At 41.3% G+C, this 19,890-nt stretch carries 18 protein-coding genes; 16 read left to right on the plus strand and 2 right to left on the minus strand.

The window, feature by feature from the left end:
- The 8 genes from WCV88_01930 to WCV88_01965 all read left to right on the plus strand — a co-directional run.
- Nucleotides 1-624 (plus strand): hypothetical protein (locus WCV88_01930; GenBank protein MFA6474940.1); only part of this gene is annotated, 624 nt, incomplete at its 5' end.
- 74 nt (nt 625-698) lie between these two features.
- Nucleotides 699-1,652: a hypothetical protein gene (locus tag WCV88_01935; GenBank protein MFA6474941.1), complete on the plus strand. Its 954-nt coding sequence runs from the start codon at nt 699-701 to the stop codon at nt 1,650-1,652.
- 1 nt (nt 1,653) lies between these two features.
- On the plus strand, nt 1,654-1,869 hold the full coding sequence (locus WCV88_01940; protein MFA6474942.1) for a hypothetical protein: 216 nt from the start codon (nt 1,654-1,656) through the stop codon (nt 1,867-1,869).
- Between the two features lie 13 nt (nt 1,870-1,882).
- Nucleotides 1,883-3,226, plus strand: coding sequence for an adenylosuccinate lyase (gene purB, locus WCV88_01945; GenBank protein MFA6474943.1), 1,344 nt, complete (start codon nt 1,883-1,885; stop codon nt 3,224-3,226).
- Nucleotide 3,227: 1 nt separating this feature from the next.
- Nucleotides 3,228-4,685, plus strand: a complete 1,458-nt coding sequence (gene purF / locus WCV88_01950) for an amidophosphoribosyltransferase (GenBank protein ID MFA6474944.1) — start codon at nt 3,228-3,230, stop codon at nt 4,683-4,685.
- Entirely contained in the window at nt 4,682-6,004 is a 1,323-nt protein-coding gene (gene purD / locus WCV88_01955) for a phosphoribosylamine--glycine ligase (GenBank protein ID MFA6474945.1), read from the plus strand. The genes purF and purD overlap by 4 nt, the downstream gene beginning before the upstream one ends.
- Nucleotides 5,997-6,539: a phosphoribosylglycinamide formyltransferase gene (gene purN, locus WCV88_01960; GenBank protein MFA6474946.1), complete on the plus strand. Its 543-nt coding sequence runs from the start codon at nt 5,997-5,999 to the stop codon at nt 6,537-6,539. Before purD ends, purN begins: the two co-directional genes overlap by 8 nt.
- Nucleotides 6,514-8,562, plus strand: coding sequence for an FAD-dependent oxidoreductase (locus WCV88_01965; GenBank protein ID MFA6474947.1), 2,049 nt, complete (start codon nt 6,514-6,516; stop codon nt 8,560-8,562). Before purN ends, WCV88_01965 begins: the two co-directional genes overlap by 26 nt.
- Here WCV88_01965 and WCV88_01970 read toward each other — a convergent pair.
- On the minus strand, nt 8,559-10,424 hold the full coding sequence (locus WCV88_01970) for an IPT/TIG domain-containing protein (GenBank protein ID MFA6474948.1): 1,866 nt from the start codon (nt 10,422-10,424) through the stop codon (nt 8,559-8,561). The two genes, WCV88_01965 and WCV88_01970, sit on opposite strands and share 4 nt — an antisense overlap.
- Nucleotides 10,425-10,516: 92 nt before the next feature.
- Between WCV88_01970 and purH the strand changes: the two genes are divergently transcribed.
- From purH to recA, 8 genes are all read left to right on the plus strand, one after another.
- A complete protein-coding gene (purH, locus tag WCV88_01975; GenBank protein MFA6474949.1) occupies nt 10,517-12,019 on the plus strand; it encodes a bifunctional phosphoribosylaminoimidazolecarboxamide formyltransferase/IMP cyclohydrolase in 1,503 nt (500 codons plus the stop codon).
- A 1-nt stretch (nt 12,020) separates the two neighbouring features.
- A complete protein-coding gene (gene guaA, locus WCV88_01980) occupies nt 12,021-13,772 on the plus strand; it encodes a glutamine-hydrolyzing GMP synthase (protein MFA6474950.1) in 1,752 nt (583 codons plus the stop codon).
- A 17-nt stretch (nt 13,773-13,789) separates the two neighbouring features.
- A complete protein-coding gene (locus WCV88_01985; GenBank protein MFA6474951.1) occupies nt 13,790-14,689 on the plus strand; it encodes a fibronectin type III domain-containing protein in 900 nt (299 codons plus the stop codon).
- Nucleotides 14,690-14,861: 172 nt separating this feature from the next.
- On the plus strand, nt 14,862-15,164 hold the full coding sequence (locus tag WCV88_01990; GenBank protein ID MFA6474952.1) for a type II toxin-antitoxin system RelE/ParE family toxin: 303 nt from the start codon (nt 14,862-14,864) through the stop codon (nt 15,162-15,164).
- A 24-nt stretch (nt 15,165-15,188) separates the two neighbouring features.
- Nucleotides 15,189-15,458 (plus strand): helix-turn-helix domain-containing protein, encoded by a 270-nt coding sequence (locus tag WCV88_01995; protein ID MFA6474953.1) that lies wholly within the window; start codon nt 15,189-15,191, stop codon nt 15,456-15,458.
- 109 nt (nt 15,459-15,567) lie between these two features.
- Nucleotides 15,568-17,745 carry a DNA translocase FtsK 4TM domain-containing protein gene (locus WCV88_02000; GenBank protein ID MFA6474954.1) on the plus strand — a complete coding sequence of 726 codons (2,178 nt, stop codon included), beginning with the start codon at nt 15,568-15,570 and terminating at the stop codon, nt 17,743-17,745.
- Complete coding sequence (locus WCV88_02005; protein ID MFA6474955.1) at nt 17,726-18,400, plus strand: helix-turn-helix domain-containing protein; 675 nt, start codon at nt 17,726-17,728, stop codon at nt 18,398-18,400. Before WCV88_02000 ends, WCV88_02005 begins: the two co-directional genes overlap by 20 nt.
- Nucleotides 18,401-18,431: 31 nt before the next feature.
- The gene (gene recA, locus WCV88_02010; protein MFA6474956.1) at nt 18,432-19,490 is read left to right on the plus strand and encodes a recombinase RecA; all 1,059 of its coding nucleotides are present in this window, start codon (nt 18,432-18,434) and stop codon (nt 19,488-19,490) included.
- Between the two features lie 62 nt (nt 19,491-19,552).
- Here recA and WCV88_02015 read toward each other — a convergent pair whose 3' ends face one another.
- The gene (locus tag WCV88_02015) at nt 19,553-19,873 is read right to left on the minus strand and encodes a hypothetical protein (protein ID MFA6474957.1); all 321 of its coding nucleotides are present in this window, start codon (nt 19,871-19,873) and stop codon (nt 19,553-19,555) included.
- Nucleotides 19,874-19,890: the final 17 nt, after the last annotated feature.

Raw genomic sequence — 19,890 nt, forward strand, 5'->3', positions numbered from 1 at the left:
CCAGAGCCAACACCAGAGCCAACACCAGAGCCAACACCAGAGCCAACACCAGAGCCAACACCAGAGCCAACACCAGAGCCAACACCAGAGCCAACACCAGAGCCAGAAATTCCGGTCGTGTCAGACACGGCAGCTAGTGTTACCACTTTGAATAATGGAAATATCATTATTACTTATGCAGATGGCACAACGGCCACGTTTAAGATTTTTTCTGGAGTTGGTAAACCAGTGGCTGCCTTAATTAATGATGGTAACTATATTATTGCTTTAAACAAAACTGGTCGAGTTGTGGAATTAATCGACATAGCCAATGGTAGTGTAATACAAAAGATAACCATTCGTGGTCAAGCGCAACAAAACAGTAAACTACTCGTTTATAATTTTTATAACGATACCACTGAAGAAATAGTTATCGCCACACGTTACAACACAACAGTTAAACTATCCTCACTATCATTATCAGTTGATCATATATTAACTAAAGGTGAAATGTTGTCTACTTCAGCTAAAAGACAAGCCATAAAATTGCATAGAATAAATAATAATGTAGTAATAAAACAACTCACTGCCATTGTATTGAAAGCCAAAGTAAATTCGTCAGCTAGTTTGCAGGCTTTATTTTAGCTTGACTTTTCGCATTTTTTCTAGTAAACTCAAAAACAATAATAGTTATTTATTAGTTTAATAAACATTTATTTATGGTAGCCCAAGAAGCACATATTCCTATAGCACGCAGAGAAACTGAGCCGACTCGGGTTGATATTAGTGAATTGGATTTTCGTGTGGAAAATGGAAAAGTTATGTATTACAATCCACACGATCAAGTCCTGGATAATAGTAATGTTGATGATGTGTATAGAGAAGCGACACCGGCTATCTTAGACGCTGTACAAAATAGATGGAATAAATTAGTACAAGATGAAGTTAGAATGGGTGATGACTCACCGGCTGCTGTTAAAGAGGAGTTGGCTGCAACTAGAAATCATTTTAAACCCGTCATGGATTTTTTACTTAGTCCTAAATCTGTAGCGGAGGGTGCACTAGTCGATAAAAATTTTGTTAGATTTCAACAAAATTTTGGAGTAGAAGATATATTAAAAATGGCCGATTTATATTCTTTATATCAAAAACCAGGTGCCTTGGCTGTATCTGATGAAAAAAAGAAAACAACCTCGGTAGTTAGATTTGAGTACGTTGATAGTGCTAAACCAAATAAAGGTTGGAAAGTAGCTGAAGTAGTATCATCTGATGAAGATAATATTGTTACAGTTGGGCAAATATTCAGACGTGACTTAACGGATTTGCCACTTGAGTTAAAACAAGGGTTAGATCAAACAGTTGCCGCTCAAGGTGAAACAGTGTCGACTATAACTAAAGATATGTCCGATGCCAAAGAAGCGGCTAGAAATGTAACTAAATTACAAAATGAGATATTAAATAAAAAACCTGAAACTTCACCGGATAATGTCGAGATAAATTTAGGTCGTAAAGGTAGGGTAATAGTTAGTGTCGGGACACGGACAAATAAGGAAGGAAAATCATTATATACGATAGTATCAGCTGATAAATCATCTGGTTATGTGAAAGGTACAACTTATACTGAAACAACTCTGCCAGTAGAATTGTCTGATGAAATAATTAAAAACTATTAAAATGCTTCCCAGTGAAGCCAAACAAAAGGTTGAAGAACTGACCGGACGGATAGATGCGGTGAAGGGAGAGATGGTTAAAATTAAACAGGAGATTGATCGGTTTGTTAGCCAAAATTTACTCGTAGAAACTAAAGAAGCGCAGGCGGATTATAATCGACTCCAGCAGCGGCGGGTGCAGCTTGAACAAGAGTTAGCCAAGTATCGGCGATTCTGGTAGAATAAGACTCCTTATGGGAGAACTGTCTACTTTACACGCCATCAGCCCAAGCGACGGTCGTTACGCCGACGATTTAGCGGTGTTGCGGCCATTTTTTTCTGAAGCGGCTTTAATGCGCTATCGCGTCCGGATAGAGCTACAGTATTTTATTGCTCTCACCAAAACAGTGGCCAAACTCAGTAAAGCCGAGGCTAGGTTTTTACAGGACATAACAGTGACTGATCGGCAACTTGAGCAGATAAAAACCATCGAACAAGCCACGCGCCATGATGTTAAAGCCATTGAGTATTATTTAAAAAATCAGCTGGCTAAAACTAGTTTAAAGAATCGTTTAGAATTGATTCATTTTGGTTTAACCAGCGAAGACATAAATAATCTGGCTTATAGTTTAATGTTGCGTGATAGTCTTAAGCAGGTGTATCTGCCGGCTTTAAAAAATTTAATTTACCAGCTAAAAAAAGCGGCGCGGCATAATGCCAGTTTAGCCTTATTGAGCTTAACCCATGGCCAAGCCGCCACACCCACTACCTTAGGTAAAGAACTAAATGTATTTGTCTTACGCCTGCAACGGCAATATGATCAATTACGGCAGATCAAACAATTTGGTAAGTTTAGTGGAGCCACCGGTAACTGGGCAGCTCTCCACGTTGCCTATCCAAAAATAAATTGGCTAAAATTTAGTAAAAAATTTGTCCAGAGTTTGGGTTTAGAATTTAATCCAGTCACCACTCAGATTGAATCACATGATCGATTGGTGGAAACGTATCATATTATTAGTTTAATAAATTCTATTATCAAAGATTTGGATCAAGATATGTGGTTGTATATGGCTCGTGGCTTGTTTGTGCAACAACACATTACCGGAGAAATTGGTTCGTCGACGATGCCACATAAAATCAATCCGATATTTTTTGAAAACAGTGAAGGTAATGCCGGTGTGGCCAACGCTTTATTAAATCATCTCGCCGAAAAATTACCCATCTCTCGTTTGCAGCGCGATTTAACCGACAGTACGGTTTTGCGCAACCAGGGTGTCGCGGTCGCGCACAGTTTATTAGCCGTGCGTAATACCATAAAAGCACTGACGCGGGTTGAGCCCAATAAACCGGCTATACAGCATGAGTTGAACCAACATTGGGAAGTGTTAGCTGAACCAATTCAAACAGTGATGCGTCAATTAGGTAAAACCACACCTTATGAACAACTTAAACGTTTAACGAAAGGTCAGCAACTTGATAAGATGACTTTACACATGTTTATCGATCAACTAGATATCCCAACTGTGACAAAACAAAATTTAAAAAAACTCACGCCCGCCAACTACAGCGGTTTATCTAAACAACTAGCCAAACTGTAACATGTGCGGAGTGATTGGTATCTACGGTAAAAAAAATACTTCAGTTAATCTGGATTTATACGACGGCATGATTGGTTTGCAACATCGTGGCCATGATGCCTGCGGGATGGTGACATACGATGGTCAGTTCCATACCAAAAAAGCTTTGGGTTTAGTGCGTGACGTGTTTCATCTCTCTACGATTCAGCGGTTGCGTGGTCATATGGGGTTAGGGTTTATTCGTTATGCTACCGCTGGCGGTATGTCCATGGAAGATTCGGCTCCGTTTACGGTTAGTGCGCCCTACGGCATTAGCCTAGTGTTTAATGGTAACATCACTAACTTCGCCGCTCTTAAACAAGAATTAAGAACCGAAGATTTAGTTAATCTTAATGCCAACAGTGATATTGAAGCCATGTTACACGTGTTTGCTCAGGAATTGATGAAACGAGCCGATGGTTCCATGGTTGAACAGGTTTATCAAACAGTGCGTGCCGTACACAAACGCTGTCACGGTGCCTACTCAGCCATAGCCTGTATTGCCGATCATGGGATGGTGGCCTGGCGTGATCCATTAGGGATTCGTCCTTTGATGATTGGTAAACGCGGGCGCGGTAAGTACGTGGAATACATTGTGGCATCTGAGTCGGTGATGTTTACGATGTTGGATTTTAAATATATCGATGATGTCAAACCGGGTGAGGTGGTATATATCGATGAACATCATCAACTGCATCGTAGCGTGGTGACACCGGGTAAATGGAAACCGTGTTTATTTGAGTATGTCTATTTTGCTCGGCCAGATTCAATTCAAAATAATATTGGTGTCTACAAAGCTAGGTTACGCATGGGAGAAAAATTAGCCGATCGCTTACAACCGTATTTAGCAGACTTAAAAATAGATGTAGTAGTGCCAGCTCCGGCTACTTCTAATACGGCGGCTCTAGCATTAGCACAGAGGTTAGGCTTAACCTACCGTGAGGGTTTATATAAGAATCAATTTATTGGGCGTACTTTTATTATGTCTGGTAATCGAAGAAAATCTGTCCGGAGAAAGTTAAACCCGCAGATTTTAGAAATTCGCCGGAAGAATGTCTTGTTAGTGGATGATAGTATTGTGCGCGGTAATACTTCGCGGGAGATTATTAAAATGTTGCGCGAGGCTGGGGCTAAAAAAGTTTATATGGTATCAGCGGCACCACCGGTTATATCACCGTGTGTGTATGGCGTCGATATGCCCACGCGACAAGAATTAGTGGCTAACCAAGTGGGCGGCAGCATTGAAGCGATTCGTAAATATATTGGGGCAGATTTTTTACTTTATCAAACCATTGCTGATTTAATTGAGGCGGTAAAAATAGACAAAGGTCCGGCGCAAGATTTCTGTACCGCCTGTTGGACCAAACAGTATCCTACCCCAGACGTCACACCAGCGGTGTTACGCAAAATTGAGCAACAACGCTTACGCGATAAATCATGAATATAAATGTTGCCATTATTGGGAGTGGTGCCAGAGAACATGCGCTGGCCTGGAAATTAGCGCAACAACCGGATGTAATATTATTCAATTTTGGTGCAACTGATAATCCTGGTTTGAAACAACTCTGTCAGGCGGTTATGTTAGGTGATGTTAATGATGTCACGGCGGTGCTGACTTGGTGCCAAGAACAACATGTCACGATAGTTTGGATTGGGCCAGAGGCACCTTTAGCAAGTGGTCTAGTGAATGCTTTAGAGGCGTTTGGGATTGCCTGTATTGGGCCAACCCAAGAATTAGCTCAACTGGAATCATCCAAAGCCTATACCCGGAAGTTATTGGAAAAATATGATATTAACGCTTCACCGGCTTTTAAAGTATTTACCACATTAGATGGTATTAGTGACTACATGTGGTCGTATCATGATAATGTGGTGATTAAACCGGATGGTTTAACTGGCGGTAAGGGTGTGCGGGTGCTGGGGGAGCAACTTAAAACTCGTGAAGAGGCACTACAATATTGTACAGAATTATTTTCAACTGGCAGTGAGCGAGTTGTTATTGAAGAAAAGCTTGTGGGGCAAGAATTTTCTTTAATGAGTTTTTGTGATGGAAAACATTTAATCCATATGCCGGCTGTGCAAGATCATAAACGAGCGCAGGTAGGCGACTTAGGTTCAAACACTGGCGGCATGGGGTCTTATACCGATGTTAATCATAGTCTGCCATTTCTTAATGAACATGATATTAAACTTGCCCAGCAGATTAATGAGAAAACAATTCAGGCTATTCAAGAAGATTGCGGCGAAGAATATAAAGGAATTCTGTATGGTGGTTTTATGGCCGTACGCGACGGTGTTCGTTTAATCGAATATAATGTACGCTTTGGTGACCCTGAAGTGATGAACTTACTGGCGTTGTTAGATACACCGCTCATTGCTATTACCCAAGCCATTGTTAATCGATCGTTAGATCGACTGACGGTAAAATTTTTACCATTAGCGTCAGTGTGTAAATATGTTGTACCAGCCGGGTATCCAGAGCATCCGGTTAAGGATCAATTGATTGATGTGTCGCGAGTTGATACTAAACAAGTGCAGCTGTTTTATGGAGCGGTCAATACTACCACCCAAGGTTTACAGCTGGCTGGTTCACGCGCGATCGGTTTAGTATCTACCGGTACTACTTTGGCTGAAGCTGAGATAAAAGTAGAGCAAGAAATTAAAAAAATTACTGGGCCTGTTTTCCATCGAGCGGATATTGGTACAGCCGCTTTAGTTTCTAGCCGTGTGCAAATGTTAAAAACCATTCGTTATGCTTAATATTGCTGTGCTTGGTTCAACCCAAGGCGCCGATCTTCAGGCTTTGCTTGATGCTAAGGTTAACATTGTGGTGGTGTTATCCAATAAACCGTTAGCCGGTATTTTAGATAAAGCTCGGCAAGCTGGGGTCGAGGCTTTATCGTTTGAGGATAATTTTGAAGAGCAAGCCTTAGTAGTCTTAAAAAGACGCCAGGTTGATTTGATTTTATTGATTGGTTTCATGAAAATTTTATCACCTAATTTTATAAAACAATTTGAGCATAAAATATTAAATATTCATCCTTCATTACTACCTAAATATGCCGGTGGTATGAACATGAACATACATGCCGAAGTATTAAAGAATAAAGACGCAGTCACCGGTTGTACTTTACATTATGTCACAACCGAGGTGGATGCCGGCCCGATCTATGGTCAAGAAGCCGTGCCGGTGCTACCAGATGATACTCCAGAAACTCTTAAAGCCCGCGTCCAACAAGCCGAACAGAAATTATTATTACGAGCCATTAATGAATTATCCATCTTACTGGTTTGAAGCCATACCAGATAAATTACACTTTCCAAAATTGACGGGTGATAAAACTGTTGATGTAGTTGTAGTCGGTGGGGGCATGTCCGGTATATTGACCGCCTATCTTTTAACCAAACAAGGCAAAACTGTTGTTGTGTTGGAACAAAACCATATTGGTACCGGTGATACAGGATTTACCACGGCTTTTTTGAATCGTATTCCAGATACTGACATAGTAAAATTAACCACTAAATATGGTATTAATCGGGTGAGAGATATTTATGAAACCTATAGTGCCGCGCAGAAATTATTATTTAAACTCATTCAAGCTGAACAGATCGACTGTGATTTTATGTCTGCACCGTCACGGCATTATTCTAATATACCAAACAGTGCCGCTTTGCTCGCTGAATGGAATATTGTTAAACAACTTGATCACCAGGCGGAATGGAAAGATAATAATATACAATTTAATCAAGAAGGCTCATGGCACATTCGTAAATTCATTTTTGCCTTAGCCAAAAAATTACAAATTTACGAACAGACAGTTGTTACTGGTATAAAAGTAAATAAAAAAAACGTACTTGTAAATACTAGTGAGGGGGAAGTTACTGCACAGAAAGTTATTGTCACCACAGGTTTACCGGCCACACTGACGGAATGGCATCATTTATTTGAAACTAGATTATCCTATGTGATTGCCTTACAGTATGATAAACCTGTCACCTTGGCGGATGGGCAATTTTGGGACAGTGCTGAGCCGTATCATTATTATCGCAAGGTAAATGAGCGCACCATCATTTTAGGTGGTGCGGATCGATATGGTTGGCAGCCACAACCGGCGCAGACTCCATATCAGCAGTTAGAAGATTGGGCAAAACAAAACTTATCAGGAAATTTTACTGTCACGCACCGCTGGTCGGGCAGTTTGTTTGAAACTAGTGATGGTTTACCATATATTACGCCGCATCCCTATTATCCAAAACAGGTGTGGTTGGCCTGTGGATTTTCTGGAAATGGTATGGTGGGCAGTGCCGTAGCGGCGCAGCTAATCAGTCAGGAAATAGTGTCGAAGAACTTTACATTGCAACGTACTAAACAAACATTAGCTCGCCTGACCACTTCAAACCCTATGACACAAGGTTGGTGGAAATGGCCAACCCGGTTATTGTTATTTTTAATTTATGGTGTTGCCTTAATCACTCCGGCGGTAATATTTTATCAAGATCGCGGTGGCTTTGGTTGGCAGATAAACATTTTTCCCTTGGTTGGTTTGTACGCCTTTACATTGGTGTGGGCACAAATCGTATTGGGAGCGGGGATGTGGGTATGGCGCCGGGTATTTACTTGGATTGAACCGTATCATCGTGCCGAGGGTGTGGTGGCTTTATTATTTGCTTTACTTCATCCTATTCTAATTCTTTATAGTTATGGTTTATCCAGCTATTTAGATCGTATACCGTTTCTGTATTTAGGTTATTTTCAGTTAATATTATTATGTAGCACAGTCGGTACAGCCATTTTGATGAAATGGAAAAGACTAAAACACATTTGGTTATATATTCATCTAGCGAACTATGTTGTATTTACTTCAGTCTGGATTCACAGTTGGTTTATCGGCAGCGATGTACGCTTTAGTAATTTGAAATATCTCTGGATGTTTTATGCTATAACCGCGCTGGGGGCGGTGGGGTTACGGTTATATAATTATTTCAAACCAGTGAGTGCTCGGGTTAAAACCAGTGGCTGGGTGCAGGCGGCTAAAATTTCTGCAGTGCTAATGGGGCAACCATATTTAGCTCGCGTTGGTCAATTACAAGTTGCCATATTCAACATCAAAGGTCAGTATTATGCCATCGATAATGTTTGTAGTCATGCCGGTGGGCCACTTTGCCAAGGCTCATTGAACGGAACGACCATTCAATGTCCTTGGCATGAATCAAAGTTTGATGTTGTTACCGGCCATGTTGTTACCGGTCCAGCACGACGCGACCAGCGTCGGTTTGCCACAAAAGTAGTGGGAGATAGTATCTATATTAAGTCTTAGTTCAGCGTACTGAAAGGAACTAATTTAGAATATCTGCCACCCAAATAGGTACCAACAGCGCGCACGTGAACCTTATAGGCAGTGGCGGCGGTGAGGCCTTTAACGGTGAGTTGGTGTTTGGTTGTGATAACCTGTTTTTTTAGTTTGTTACCATGTTTAATTTGCAACACATAAAGATCGGCTCCGGCAACAGTGCGCCAACGAATTTGTGCTCCTTTGCTTGTTTCTTTTGAAACTGTCACATGTTTTACTTTGGCTGGAGCAGTCAGAGCAGTACCGCTTGGCGAATAACTAGTCGTACCAACATCGTTAACATAGACAGCACCAATTAGTTCAGCTTCTTGACCATCCGGATTAATCACATCAACATTTTGAAAACCACCGGATCCACCACTGGGTAGCAAACCAACTATGGCAGTATCGGTCACGGTTAGATCAATTAATGGTACACCGCCAATGGCTGCGACTGCACCATCCACAAAGCCGGAGCCACTAATGGTAATAGTGGTAGCCGTACTATCATCAGCTGTTTCCGGTGACACTGAATAAATAGTTGGAGCTGTATCTGTCGTCACAACTAAGGCATTTGCTACAGTCGTTTGTTTACCACTGGGTGAAGTAACGCGAATGCCATATGTACCGTTACTTAATGAACTTGGTACAGTGACTTGAATTTCTGTACTGCTCACAACAGCCACGGTATCAGCTTCAACAATAGAACGGATGGCAGCACTACTGGATGAACCAGGTATAAACGATACAGTTGAGTTGGCTAAGAAATTATTGCCATATAACCAAACTAAACCACTTGGTTGCGCAGTGGCTTGGCCGGGTCCACCATAAAAGCTGGCTGTTCCACTGACAGTAGTAGCATCTGGGCAGGTTTGGCCAGCTGGTAGTTTTACCCAAAGTATATAGTAACCAGCATTCAAGAAGACACCACTGTTAATGCCGGCTGTTCCAGAAGTCACATAATCATCAGACCCAAATGGGGTAATGTACCAATCACCAGAACTTTCCACCTGGACTTGTTGAGCACGATATAAATACATTTTAGCCGGTGTCGCTATAGCACCACCACTATCACCACCGCAACTTTCACTGGCTTGAGCAGTTTGAGAATCGAAAGATGGTTTAACGGAAGCATCATCAGTAATGCGCACATCATCAATCAGCCAGCCGCGAAAACCATTATATTTTTCATCCATCGTATCAAAACTGAATTTGAGTTTTATGGTACTACCAACGTACTCCGACAAATCAGCTTGCGTATGAATCCATTGTCCAATTTCACCCAAACCGCCAGAGCTATATGGTTTAAATGATTCACCATCAACATCATTAATTGGGTTCATACCAACTACTTTAGCCCAAGTGACGCCATCATCGGTCGTAACGTAGGTATCCATTAAATCATAACGATCAACATCGACACCTTCTATTTCCCACCAGCTCCAAAAAGTTAAGTCAGCATTAGCAGCTGTTGTTAGATCAATTGATTGGCTGACTAGTTCTCCAGAATTTGATAGAGCTGACCAGCCACCATTTTTTTCCACTTGATCAGCCAAAGTCCAGTCACCTAAAAATGTGCCATCTGCACTACTGCCATACCACCAGACATAATCACCCGAATAGGCCGATGGTAAGTAGCCAAAATCAGGCAATGATACCAAAGCTGGGTTAATGTCACTTGAAATGGCCACATCATTTGGATTAGCCTGGAGGTGCCATTGGCCAGTACTGGTCCAATTACCCACGCCACTTTCCATATCGTCAAAAAATAATGTCGCGGCACTGACTGGTTGTGAGCTTAAGCTAAGAGCCAAGCCACAAATGATACCGAGCAAAAGTCCTTTTTTCATATTTTTTCTCCCCCTTAATTTTTAAAAACTTATCTCTTTACTTCAGTATAGGATAACTTGTTTAATCTGGCTAGTTCCGCTATGCTGGGCACATGATTAAACGCGCCTTAGTTAGTGTTTCTGATAAAACTGGCATTGAAGAATTGGCTCGTGAATTGATCGAATTAGGAGTAGAAATTGTCTCCACTGGTGGTACCGCGAAACGTCTCGCGGACGCTGGCGTGACTGTGCGCACCATTGATGATCTGACCGGCTTTCCAGAAATGATGGATGGCCGCGTAAAAACTCTCCACCCCAATGTGCATGGTGGTATTTTAGCGGTGCGGGATAATCCGGTGCACATGGCTGCGGCGAAAGAACATCATATTGAAATGATAGATTTGGTAGTAGTGAATCTATATCCATTTGAGTCTAAACCTAGTATTGAAAATATTGATATCGGTGGGCCAGCCATGGTGCGGTCAGCGGCGAAGAATTATCACGATGTTATCGTAGTAGTTGACCCATTAGATTATTCTATAGTATTAGATGAACTCAAACAAAATCAAACTGTGTCTGAACAAACTCGTTACTACTTAATGCAAAAAGCCTTTGCGCATACGGGGTACTATGATTCTATGATTGCTAATTACATGAATCAAACCCGCGTGTTTACGACCGAACTCAGTTTTGGTTATCGTAAAGTGGCCAATTTACGGTACGGCGAAAATCCACATCAAGCCGCTGCGTATTATGCCGAACCTTTATTTCATGGCAGCAGTATTGTGCAAGCCGATATTTTACAAGGTAAGCAATTATCCTATAACAACATCATGGATGCTGATGCTGCCTTACGTTTGATCGTTGAATTTCATCAACCCGCCGCAGCGATTATTAAACACACTAATCCGTGTGGTACGGCAGTAGCTGATAATATTACAACCGCTTTTACTAAAGCTTATGAAACAGACAGCCTATCGGCTTTTGGTGGGGTCGTGGCTTTAAATCGAACGTGTACGGTGGAGATTGCAGAATTATTGAGTAAAGTTTTTGTGGAAATAATTCTGGCGCCGGATTTTGAAGACAAAGCCGTTGAGGTGATGAATAAAAAACCCAATGTGCGCTTGTTAAAACTAGGTGCTTTAACTCCACCGGACGGAACTTGGGAAACGCGCAAAATATTAGGTGGTGCCTTAGTGCAAGACACCGACACAAAAATTATTACTGAGCATAATTTGTCTTTTGTCACTGATAATAAACCTACCAAAGAGCAGGTATCAGATTTATTATTTGCTTGGACAGTATGTAAACATGTTAAATCCAATGCGATTGTTCTAGCACAAAATGGGGTAACCTTAGGAGTAGGCGCCGGTCAGATGTCTCGGATAGAGGCTGTTAATATTGCTTTACAAAAAGCTGGCGATAAAACCCAAGGAGCCGTGCTGGCGTCGGATGCCTTTTTCCCCTTTAGAGATTCCGTTGATGCTTTAGCCAAAGCCGGAGTTAGTGCCATTATTCAACCGGGTGGTTCAGTGAAAGATCTTGCCGTGATTGAAGCAGCTAATGAGCATAATATTGCCATGGTATTTACCGGGCACAGAGCCTTTTTACATTAATATGTCTCACCAATACATTGCCGTTATCGATTTTGGTTCACAATTTGCTCATCTGATTGCGCGCCGGATTCGGCAGCATGGCGTGCTAGCGAAAATATTTACACCCGATACAAATCCTACTGAATACGCTGATGCCAAAGGTATAATTTTATCCGGTGGGCCCAAGAGTACTATTGCGGAAGATGCTGTGCCATATAATCATCGTTTGTTCGATATTAAGGTACCGATTTTAGGTTTATGTTACGGACATCAATTAATTGCCCTGCATTTTGGTGGTCAAGTGGCCAAAGGTAAAACCAAAGAGTACGGTCAGGCTGATCTAACAATCACTCAGCCCGATGTTATTTTTACCAGTCTATCTAAAAAACAAAGAGTTTGGATGAGCCATTGGGATGTAGTTACCCAAGTTCCGGCTGGTTTTACAGTGATTGGTCGAACAGCAGATTGCGACATGGCCGCCATGGTTAACCCCACCAAAAAAATCTGGAGTTTTCAATACCATCTGGAAGTGCATCACACCACACATGGTTTAAAAATGTTGGAGAATTTCTTGTTTAAAATTTGTCAGGTGCGCGCCGATTGGAATATAGCGAAGATTGAACAAGAGATTATTAAAGATATTAAAAAAACTATACCAAACCATAAACAAGTCTTTGTGTTGTTATCCGGCGGAGTCGATTCGACTGTAACTTTTGCTTTGTTAGAAAAAGCCTTGGGCAAGAAACGGGTTTATGGTTTACATATCGATAATGGTTTTATGCGCTTAAATGAAAGTAAGCAAGTTCTTTTCGCTTTGAAAAAAGCCGGTTTCGGTAATATGCATATGGTGGATGCCTCAGAGCGGTTTTTGCAATCTGTGGCTGGTATGACTGATCCAGAAAAAAAACGTCAGGCCATTGGTGAAATGTTTATTGAGATTGCCAATGAAGAAATAAAAAAAATGTTGTTGTTGGATAATTATATATTGGGTCAAGGTACAATTTATCCAGATACGATCGAATCTGGTGGTACCAAACACGCTGATAAAATTAAAACTCATCATAATCAAATAGATTTGATTAAACAAATGATTAAAGATGGGAAAGTAATTGAACCATTACGCAATCTTTATAAAGATGAAGTGCGCGCGATCGGTAAAAGACTGGGCATAGCCACGAGTTTATTACAACGTCAACCTTTTCCCGGGCCTGGTTTAGCGATTCGCACATTATGTTCCGATGGTCAGAATCCGGTAGTCGCTGCCGGGATTTTGCCAATGAAATCAGTGGGCGTACAGGGTGATGAACGATCCTACAAACATCCCGCCATTATTACTAAACCAAAAACTTGGTCGCAACTCAATGAATTATCTGTGCGTTTAACCAATGAAGTGTTTCATATTAATCGTGTGCTTTGGCTGGTAGCAGGTAAAAATATCTCACAAGCCAAAATGCATCCCGCTTATCTAACTAAAGCTAGATTGGATTTATTAAGACAAGCCGATGACATTGTACAACGAGTCATGCGGCAAGATAAACTCACCAAAGATATTTGGCAATTTCCCGTAGTACTGGTGCCGTTTGGCAGAAATCAGACCGGTGAAACCATAGTTTTACGACCAATTCAATCACAAGAAGCTATGACGGTAAATTTTTACCCCATGCCCAGAGCGAGTTTAAAGAAGATAACCAAACAGTTATTAAAACTTCCAAAGGTTGAGTATGTTTGTTATGATGTCACCAATAAACCACCTGCTACCATTGAGTGGGAATAATTATTAACAAGGGAACTATGTATAAATATATTGCCAGTATCTTGTTCGCAGCCACAGTGGCTGTGCCAGCTTTAGCTAATACACAACCGGCCGCAGTGCAGAATGTGGCTGTTGAAAAAAAATTTGCCCATCGGGTAAAACTCGATTGGTCAGATAGTCAGTTAGATACTGTGACCGGTTATCAAGTGCGCGTCATGAAACAGGCCAATAATCAGTTAGTGAAAAAAGTCCGGACACCAGAATCACAAGTTGTGGTTACAGAGTTACAACCAAACACGGCCTACAAAATGCGTATTCGTACTATTGCCAGTGGTGAACTCGGTGATTATTCCGAACCAGTTGAAGTCACAACTAAACCGGTGGCATCTATTACTGTCACAGTTGATGGGTCTAATGTCAGTTGGGTAGTAGACGGTGATGCGGTGAATGGTTTCAAAGTAGTCTGGTCAAAAAATGAGCATCCAACTTATCCAACCAGAACGGGGGATCAATATCAATATGTTAGTGCTGATACTAGTTTGGCTACTTTAACCAGTTTTGATGGTGCCGGTACTTATTATGTGCGGGTGTGTAATTATACTGGTAGTGGCTGTGGTGTTTATTCCAATGAAGTTACGGTTACTCTAGAGGCAACCAATGAAGTTGAAAGTATAGTTTTGAGTTATGTTGAGGGCAAGAAAGTATCTTGGGTAGCCGATGGTTATTCTGAGAATGGTTATAAATTAGTCTGGTCAAAGAATCCCCATCCAGAATATCCCACCCGCGATGGTGATTCATACACCTATTATGGTGCCGATGCGACCTATGGTTATCTTAATGTCACTGAAGCCGGTACTTATTACGCTCGGGTTTGCACTTATGTAAATGGTGCCTGTGGCGTTTATTCCAATGAATTAACCTTGGATTTGGTAGAATAAAAAATAGGAAACAAATATAAATAAACAAAACTAACGTAGGGGTAATTCATGAATTACCCCTACGTTAGTTTTGTGTCTCTACTGGTTTTGATATATATTTGTTCTTGACCGATTAGAAAATTCATGATATCGTCATCTTGAAAGCGCTGAAAAGGGCGCTTTTTGTGTTGTTATGGAATTACATACCAAACCAATTGTTGAGGATTTTATTCAAAACCTAGAAACGTCTACAATGGCTAAAGTTTCTAGAACAATTGATTTATTAGAAAAATTTCAATACTCATTAGGAATGCCGCATAGCAAAAGAATTGGCCGTAATATTTTTGAGTTACGAATTAGAGGTAAACAGGAAGTCAGATTAGTTTATACATTTAAAGATGATTTTATCATTTTGTTTTATGGATTTATTAAGAAATCTAATCAAATTAATCAACGAAACCTAAACAATATCTACCATTTATTTGACAGTTTATAACGTATAAGTTATAATCATTCTTATATGGAATATAAGAAATTTAAAGAAAGAGTATTACGTGATCCTGAGGTAAGAAAAGCCTACGATGCACTGGGACCAGAGTTTGCTTTAATTGAATCTTTAATCTCTAAACGTATAGCCAAACAACTCACTCAAACAGCTTTGGCTAAAAAAATTAACACTAAACAATCTGCCATCGCTCGGTTGGAGTCTGGGAAGTATAATCCCAGTTTAGCTTTTCTGAATAAAGTAGCCGTAGCATTAGATACCAGAGTAAAAATAACTATTGAGTAACTATATTTCTTGACCGATCATAAAATTTATGATATCGTCATCTTGAAAGCGCTGAAAAGGGCGCTTTTTGCGTAGACGGCACCTTGAAAATATGATATAGTCCGAACCTATGGCGAAGAAATCGAAAAGTGGAAAAGCTCGAGCTAGTGAGCCAATGATGGATCAAACCACCCGTCGTGGCGTGTTAAGTATCATTATTCTGGCCTTAGCTCTCATTACGATCTTGAGTTTATTCGGATTAGCCGGAACCATCGGTGTTTATTTCAATACCGGATTAACCACCGTAGTGGGATTAGGTCGATATATAGTACCGATTTTGCTACTCATTGTTGTTTATCATTTATTGGCACCAAAAGACGCCGAATTGGAATTATCTCCATTATTTATCACAGGCATGGTAATAATGGCGGTGGGTATCTTTGGCCTAATTGATATTGTTCAACCGCAAGCTGGTGGTTATGTGGGTACGGCTTTAACCTACCTGTTCAGAACTATGGCTAGTGTGGGGGTGGCGGTGGTAATATTCGTAGCCTTCATTCTCATTTCTATCCTGATTGTCTTTAATGCTTCATTGTTGAATATTATTCAGCACATTCCAGCACGTACCATGTTAGGTAAGACACTGCGGTTTGTGGTTGCCTTTTTTGGTAGTGCTCGACAAAGATTAGCCATTGCTAAAGAAGAAGCCATGACTGAGGTCGAAGCAGTGGAGGAAATTCATGAATTGCCAACTGATGAACCTGAACCAGATTACACAGAAAATAGTGTCGATGCATTGGATGAAGAGATCATTGATACAGAAGAAGGTAAACAAATGAAACTAGTGCGCATACCAAAACATCATCGCAAGATCGATTTACCTTTAGATTTATTATCTAGTAATAAAGGTAAGCCGACCAGTGGTGATATTGAACACAATAAAGAGATAATTGTGCGCACACTGCAAAACTTTGGGATTGATGTTGAATTAGGCCCGGTCAGTGTTGGGCCAACTGTGACACAATATAGTTTTCGTCCAGCCTCAGGTGTAAAAGTATCCCAAGTTGTTTCATTGCAAAATGATTTAGCTTTGGCCTTAGCGGCTCATCCAATTAGGATCGAAGCACCAATTCCTGGGAAATCATTAATTGGCGTGGAAGTACCAAATATTAAGGCAGCTCAAGTGGGGTTGCGAGAACTACTTGAATCAGATGAGTTTAGACAACGTAAAACCAATCTAACTTTAGTGTTTGGTAAAGATGTCTCTGGTAAAGCCTTTGTTGGTGATCTAGCTGCCATGCCGCATATGTTAATTGCTGGTGCCACCGGTTCTGGAAAATCGGTTTGTATGAACACAGTGCTGATCAGTTTGCTTTATCAGAACGGACCCGATGATTTGAAGATCGTGTTAGTTGATCCAAAACGAGTTGAGTTTAGTATGTACAATGACATTCCGCATTTACTGACACCAGTTATTACGGATGTGCAAAAAACCATCAATGCCTTACAGTGGACGGTAAACGAAATGGATCGTAGATACGAAGTCCTCGCTCAAGCTAAAAAGCGTGATATTGCTGGCTATAATACAGCTCATCCTGAGCAAACTTTACCTTATATAGTGTTTGTGATTGATGAATTAGCTGATCTGATGGCCACAGCACCACGTGAGGTTGAAGCCGCGATTGTTCGTTTAGCTCAAATGGCTCGGGCAGTAGGTATTCATTTGGTATTGGCTACGCAACGTCCGTCGGTTGATGTTATCACTGGGTTAATCAAAGCCAATATCACAACGCGCTGTGCCTTTTCAACCGCATCGGTGGTTGATTCACGCACCATTCTTGATATGTCTGGTGCCGAAAAACTATTAGGACGAGGGGACATGCTTTATATGAGTACCGACTCATCTAAGCCGCGTCGTTTACAAGGTGCCTTTGTATCGGAAGAAGAGATTAGTCACGTGGTCACTTACTTAAAAGACAATGGTAAGCCGGATTACGATACTGAGGTGGTGGAACGGGGCAAGACCGGTGCCTTACCACAAGCCTTTATGGATAGCGAGGCCGATGATGAATTATTACCCGCTGCCAAAAAGGTGATTGTCGATTCACAGAAAGCCTCAGCATCTTTACTGCAAAGACGTCTGCGGGTAGGGTATGCCCGAGCGGCGCGCTTACTGGATATTTTGGAAGAGCAAGGTTTTATTGGCCCGGCTGATGGTGCTAAACCACGTGAAATCATGTCCGTGTCTACTGACACAGATATTCCCACACCTGAAGCAGTTGACGAAGATGACACTACCAACGTTTAATCAGCGAGCGGTTACCAATAGTGAAACGCTTGGTCAAAAATTGCGTCGTGTGCGTGAACAAAGTCGTTTCACTATTGCCGATATTAGCCAGCGTTTACAGATTAAAGCCGAATACTTAACTGCGATTGAAGAGAGTCGGTATACAGATTTACCCAGTGCCGTATTTGTAAAAAATTATGTTCAGCGCTACGTAAAAATATTAGGAGTGAGTTTTACTACAGTAGAACCATTGCTATTATCTGAACTAAAAGTTTACGAACGTCAACCAACCATTCCAACCTTAAAACGGTATTTGACCCAACGGCCATTACGTATCTGGACAGTTGTCTTTGGGCTGTTAATGCTCTTCGTTGTGCTCGCCATTGGCACATATTTCGCACTGGAAATTAGCCATAGTATTGAGCCACCGGTAGTAACTTTAGAGACAATGCCGCCTAAAGTTGCCTACGTCGATCGAGTAATAACTGTGGCTGGACAAACCGTTCCGGAAGCGGTAGTGTCTATAAACGAACAAGTGATTCCAGTATTACCAGATGGTCGTTTTAGCCAACTAATGTCTCTCCAAGAAGGTAATAATATATTAAAAATTGAAGTTAAAACAAAACGCAGTCAGTCAAACATTCAGTACGTTCAAGTTTACGTTGATAAAAAATAATTAGGTAATTAATCAAACGACAATAAAATTTATGACAAAAGCAACTAAAGTATCAGCTAATAATCCAAGACAAAAAGCAGCCGAAACCGCCATTCAGCAGATCCGTGAGCGGTTCGGTGACAGTGCTATTATGAAGATGGGCGAGGCTAGCCAAATGCAAGTAGAAGCAATTCCAACTGGTTGTATCTCGCTAGATTTAGCCTTAGGCATTGGTGGCGTACCCAAAGGACGCGTGATCGAATTATATGGTCCTGAAGCATCCGGAAAAACTACCTTGGCTCAACACATTGTGGCTGAAGTGCAGAAAAAAGGTGGTCTAGCTGCCTTTGTGGATGCGGAACATGCCCTCGACCCGGAATATGCCAAACGCATTGGTGTTAATGTCGAAGAATTATTAATTTCACAGCCAGATAGTGGTGAACAAGCCTTAGACATTGTAGAAACCTTAGTGCGGTCTGGTGGGGTAGACGTTATAGTGATTGATTCGGTCGCAGCGTTAACGCCAAAAGCTGAAATAGAAGGAGAGATGGGCGATATACAGATGGGTGCTCAGGCTCGCTTAATGAGCAAAGCATTACGTAAACTTACCCCGATTGTCAGTAAAAGTGGTACAACGGTAATATTTATTAATCAGGTTCGCCAAAAGATTGGTGTAATATTTGGCAACCCAGAAACCACGACCGGTGGTACGGCCTTGAAGTTTTATGCCTCAGTGCGCATTGAAGTGCGGCGCTCAGCTCAAATTAAACAAGGGGATAGAATTATTGGTAACCGTGTTAAAGCCAAGATTGTAAAAAATAAAGTGGCCGCACCATTTAGAACTACTGAGTTTGATATCATGTACAACGAAGGTATTTCTTTGGCGGGTGATCTACTCGAAACTGGTGTCCAGTTTGGAGTGATCGAGAAATTAGGCAACAGCTATGTGTATAAAGAAGATAAATTAGGGGTGGGTCGTGAAACGGCCAAACAGTATTTACGGGAACGGCCAGAATTGATGGCTAAAATTAAAGTCGATATTTATTTAGCAGTCGCCCAAGGTGAAAAAGGTGCCATGGATACGCCTGACCCTCAAGACGACGAGAAATAAAAAAAAATGCACGGGACGAATAATATTCGTCCCGTGCATTTATGCGATTTGCCGGTGTGGATTTAAAAATTGAATTTCCGGCTGAGGTCGTAAGCGACTGGGATTTTCCAATATTTGCCTTGTAGTGTATTGACGACGGCAATAACATCTAATACTAAGACAACGACGCCCAATAACCAGCCGATTACTGGAATGACAGAAATGAGTAAGGCCACGAACATTACAGCTCCTTGGCGAGCATGTTCTTGGCAGAACTTACTATCCTTTTTGGCTAACATTGGAATCAAGAACAAGATGCCAACATAGCTTAAACAAGCCATGACTTTGTTTTCCTCAACATCTTTGGGGTCAAACTTGACCTCGCTCATATTTTTGTTATCCATAATAATTTGGATTGATT

Source organism: Patescibacteria group bacterium (assembly GCA_041665365.1).
Taxonomy (GTDB): Bacteria; Patescibacteriota; Patescibacteriia; order UBA9570; family UBA9570; genus UBA9570.

Excerpts from the sequence above, each read along its gene's own strand:
- WCV88_01935 (MFA6474941.1), top strand. The coding sequence starts at position 699 with ATGGTAGCCCAAGAAGCACATATTCCTATAGCACGCAGAGAAACTGAG.
- WCV88_01940 (MFA6474942.1), top strand. The coding sequence starts at position 1,654 with ATGCTTCCCAGTGAAGCCAAACAAAAGGTTGAAGAACTGACCGGACGG.
- purB (MFA6474943.1), top strand. The coding sequence starts at position 1,883 with ATGGGAGAACTGTCTACTTTACACGCCATCAGCCCAAGCGACGGTCGT.
- purF (MFA6474944.1), top strand. The coding sequence starts at position 3,228 with ATGTGCGGAGTGATTGGTATCTACGGTAAAAAAAATACTTCAGTTAAT.
- purD (MFA6474945.1), top strand. The coding sequence starts at position 4,682 with ATGAATATAAATGTTGCCATTATTGGGAGTGGTGCCAGAGAACATGCG.
- purN (MFA6474946.1), top strand. The coding sequence starts at position 5,997 with ATGCTTAATATTGCTGTGCTTGGTTCAACCCAAGGCGCCGATCTTCAG.
- WCV88_01965 (MFA6474947.1), top strand. The coding sequence starts at position 6,514 with ATGAATTATCCATCTTACTGGTTTGAAGCCATACCAGATAAATTACAC.
- WCV88_01970 (MFA6474948.1), bottom strand. The coding sequence starts at position 10,424 with ATGAAAAAAGGACTTTTGCTCGGTATCATTTGTGGCTTGGCTCTTAGC.
- purH (MFA6474949.1), top strand. The coding sequence starts at position 10,517 with ATGATTAAACGCGCCTTAGTTAGTGTTTCTGATAAAACTGGCATTGAA.
- guaA (MFA6474950.1), top strand. The coding sequence starts at position 12,021 with ATGTCTCACCAATACATTGCCGTTATCGATTTTGGTTCACAATTTGCT.
- WCV88_01985 (MFA6474951.1), top strand. The coding sequence starts at position 13,790 with ATGTATAAATATATTGCCAGTATCTTGTTCGCAGCCACAGTGGCTGTG.
- WCV88_01990 (MFA6474952.1), top strand. The coding sequence starts at position 14,862 with ATGGAATTACATACCAAACCAATTGTTGAGGATTTTATTCAAAACCTA.
- WCV88_01995 (MFA6474953.1), top strand. The coding sequence starts at position 15,189 with ATGGAATATAAGAAATTTAAAGAAAGAGTATTACGTGATCCTGAGGTA.
- WCV88_02000 (MFA6474954.1), top strand. The coding sequence starts at position 15,568 with ATGGCGAAGAAATCGAAAAGTGGAAAAGCTCGAGCTAGTGAGCCAATG.
- WCV88_02005 (MFA6474955.1), top strand. The coding sequence starts at position 17,726 with ATGACACTACCAACGTTTAATCAGCGAGCGGTTACCAATAGTGAAACG.
- recA (MFA6474956.1), top strand. The coding sequence starts at position 18,432 with ATGACAAAAGCAACTAAAGTATCAGCTAATAATCCAAGACAAAAAGCA.
- WCV88_02015 (MFA6474957.1), bottom strand. The coding sequence starts at position 19,873 with ATGGATAACAAAAATATGAGCGAGGTCAAGTTTGACCCCAAAGATGTT.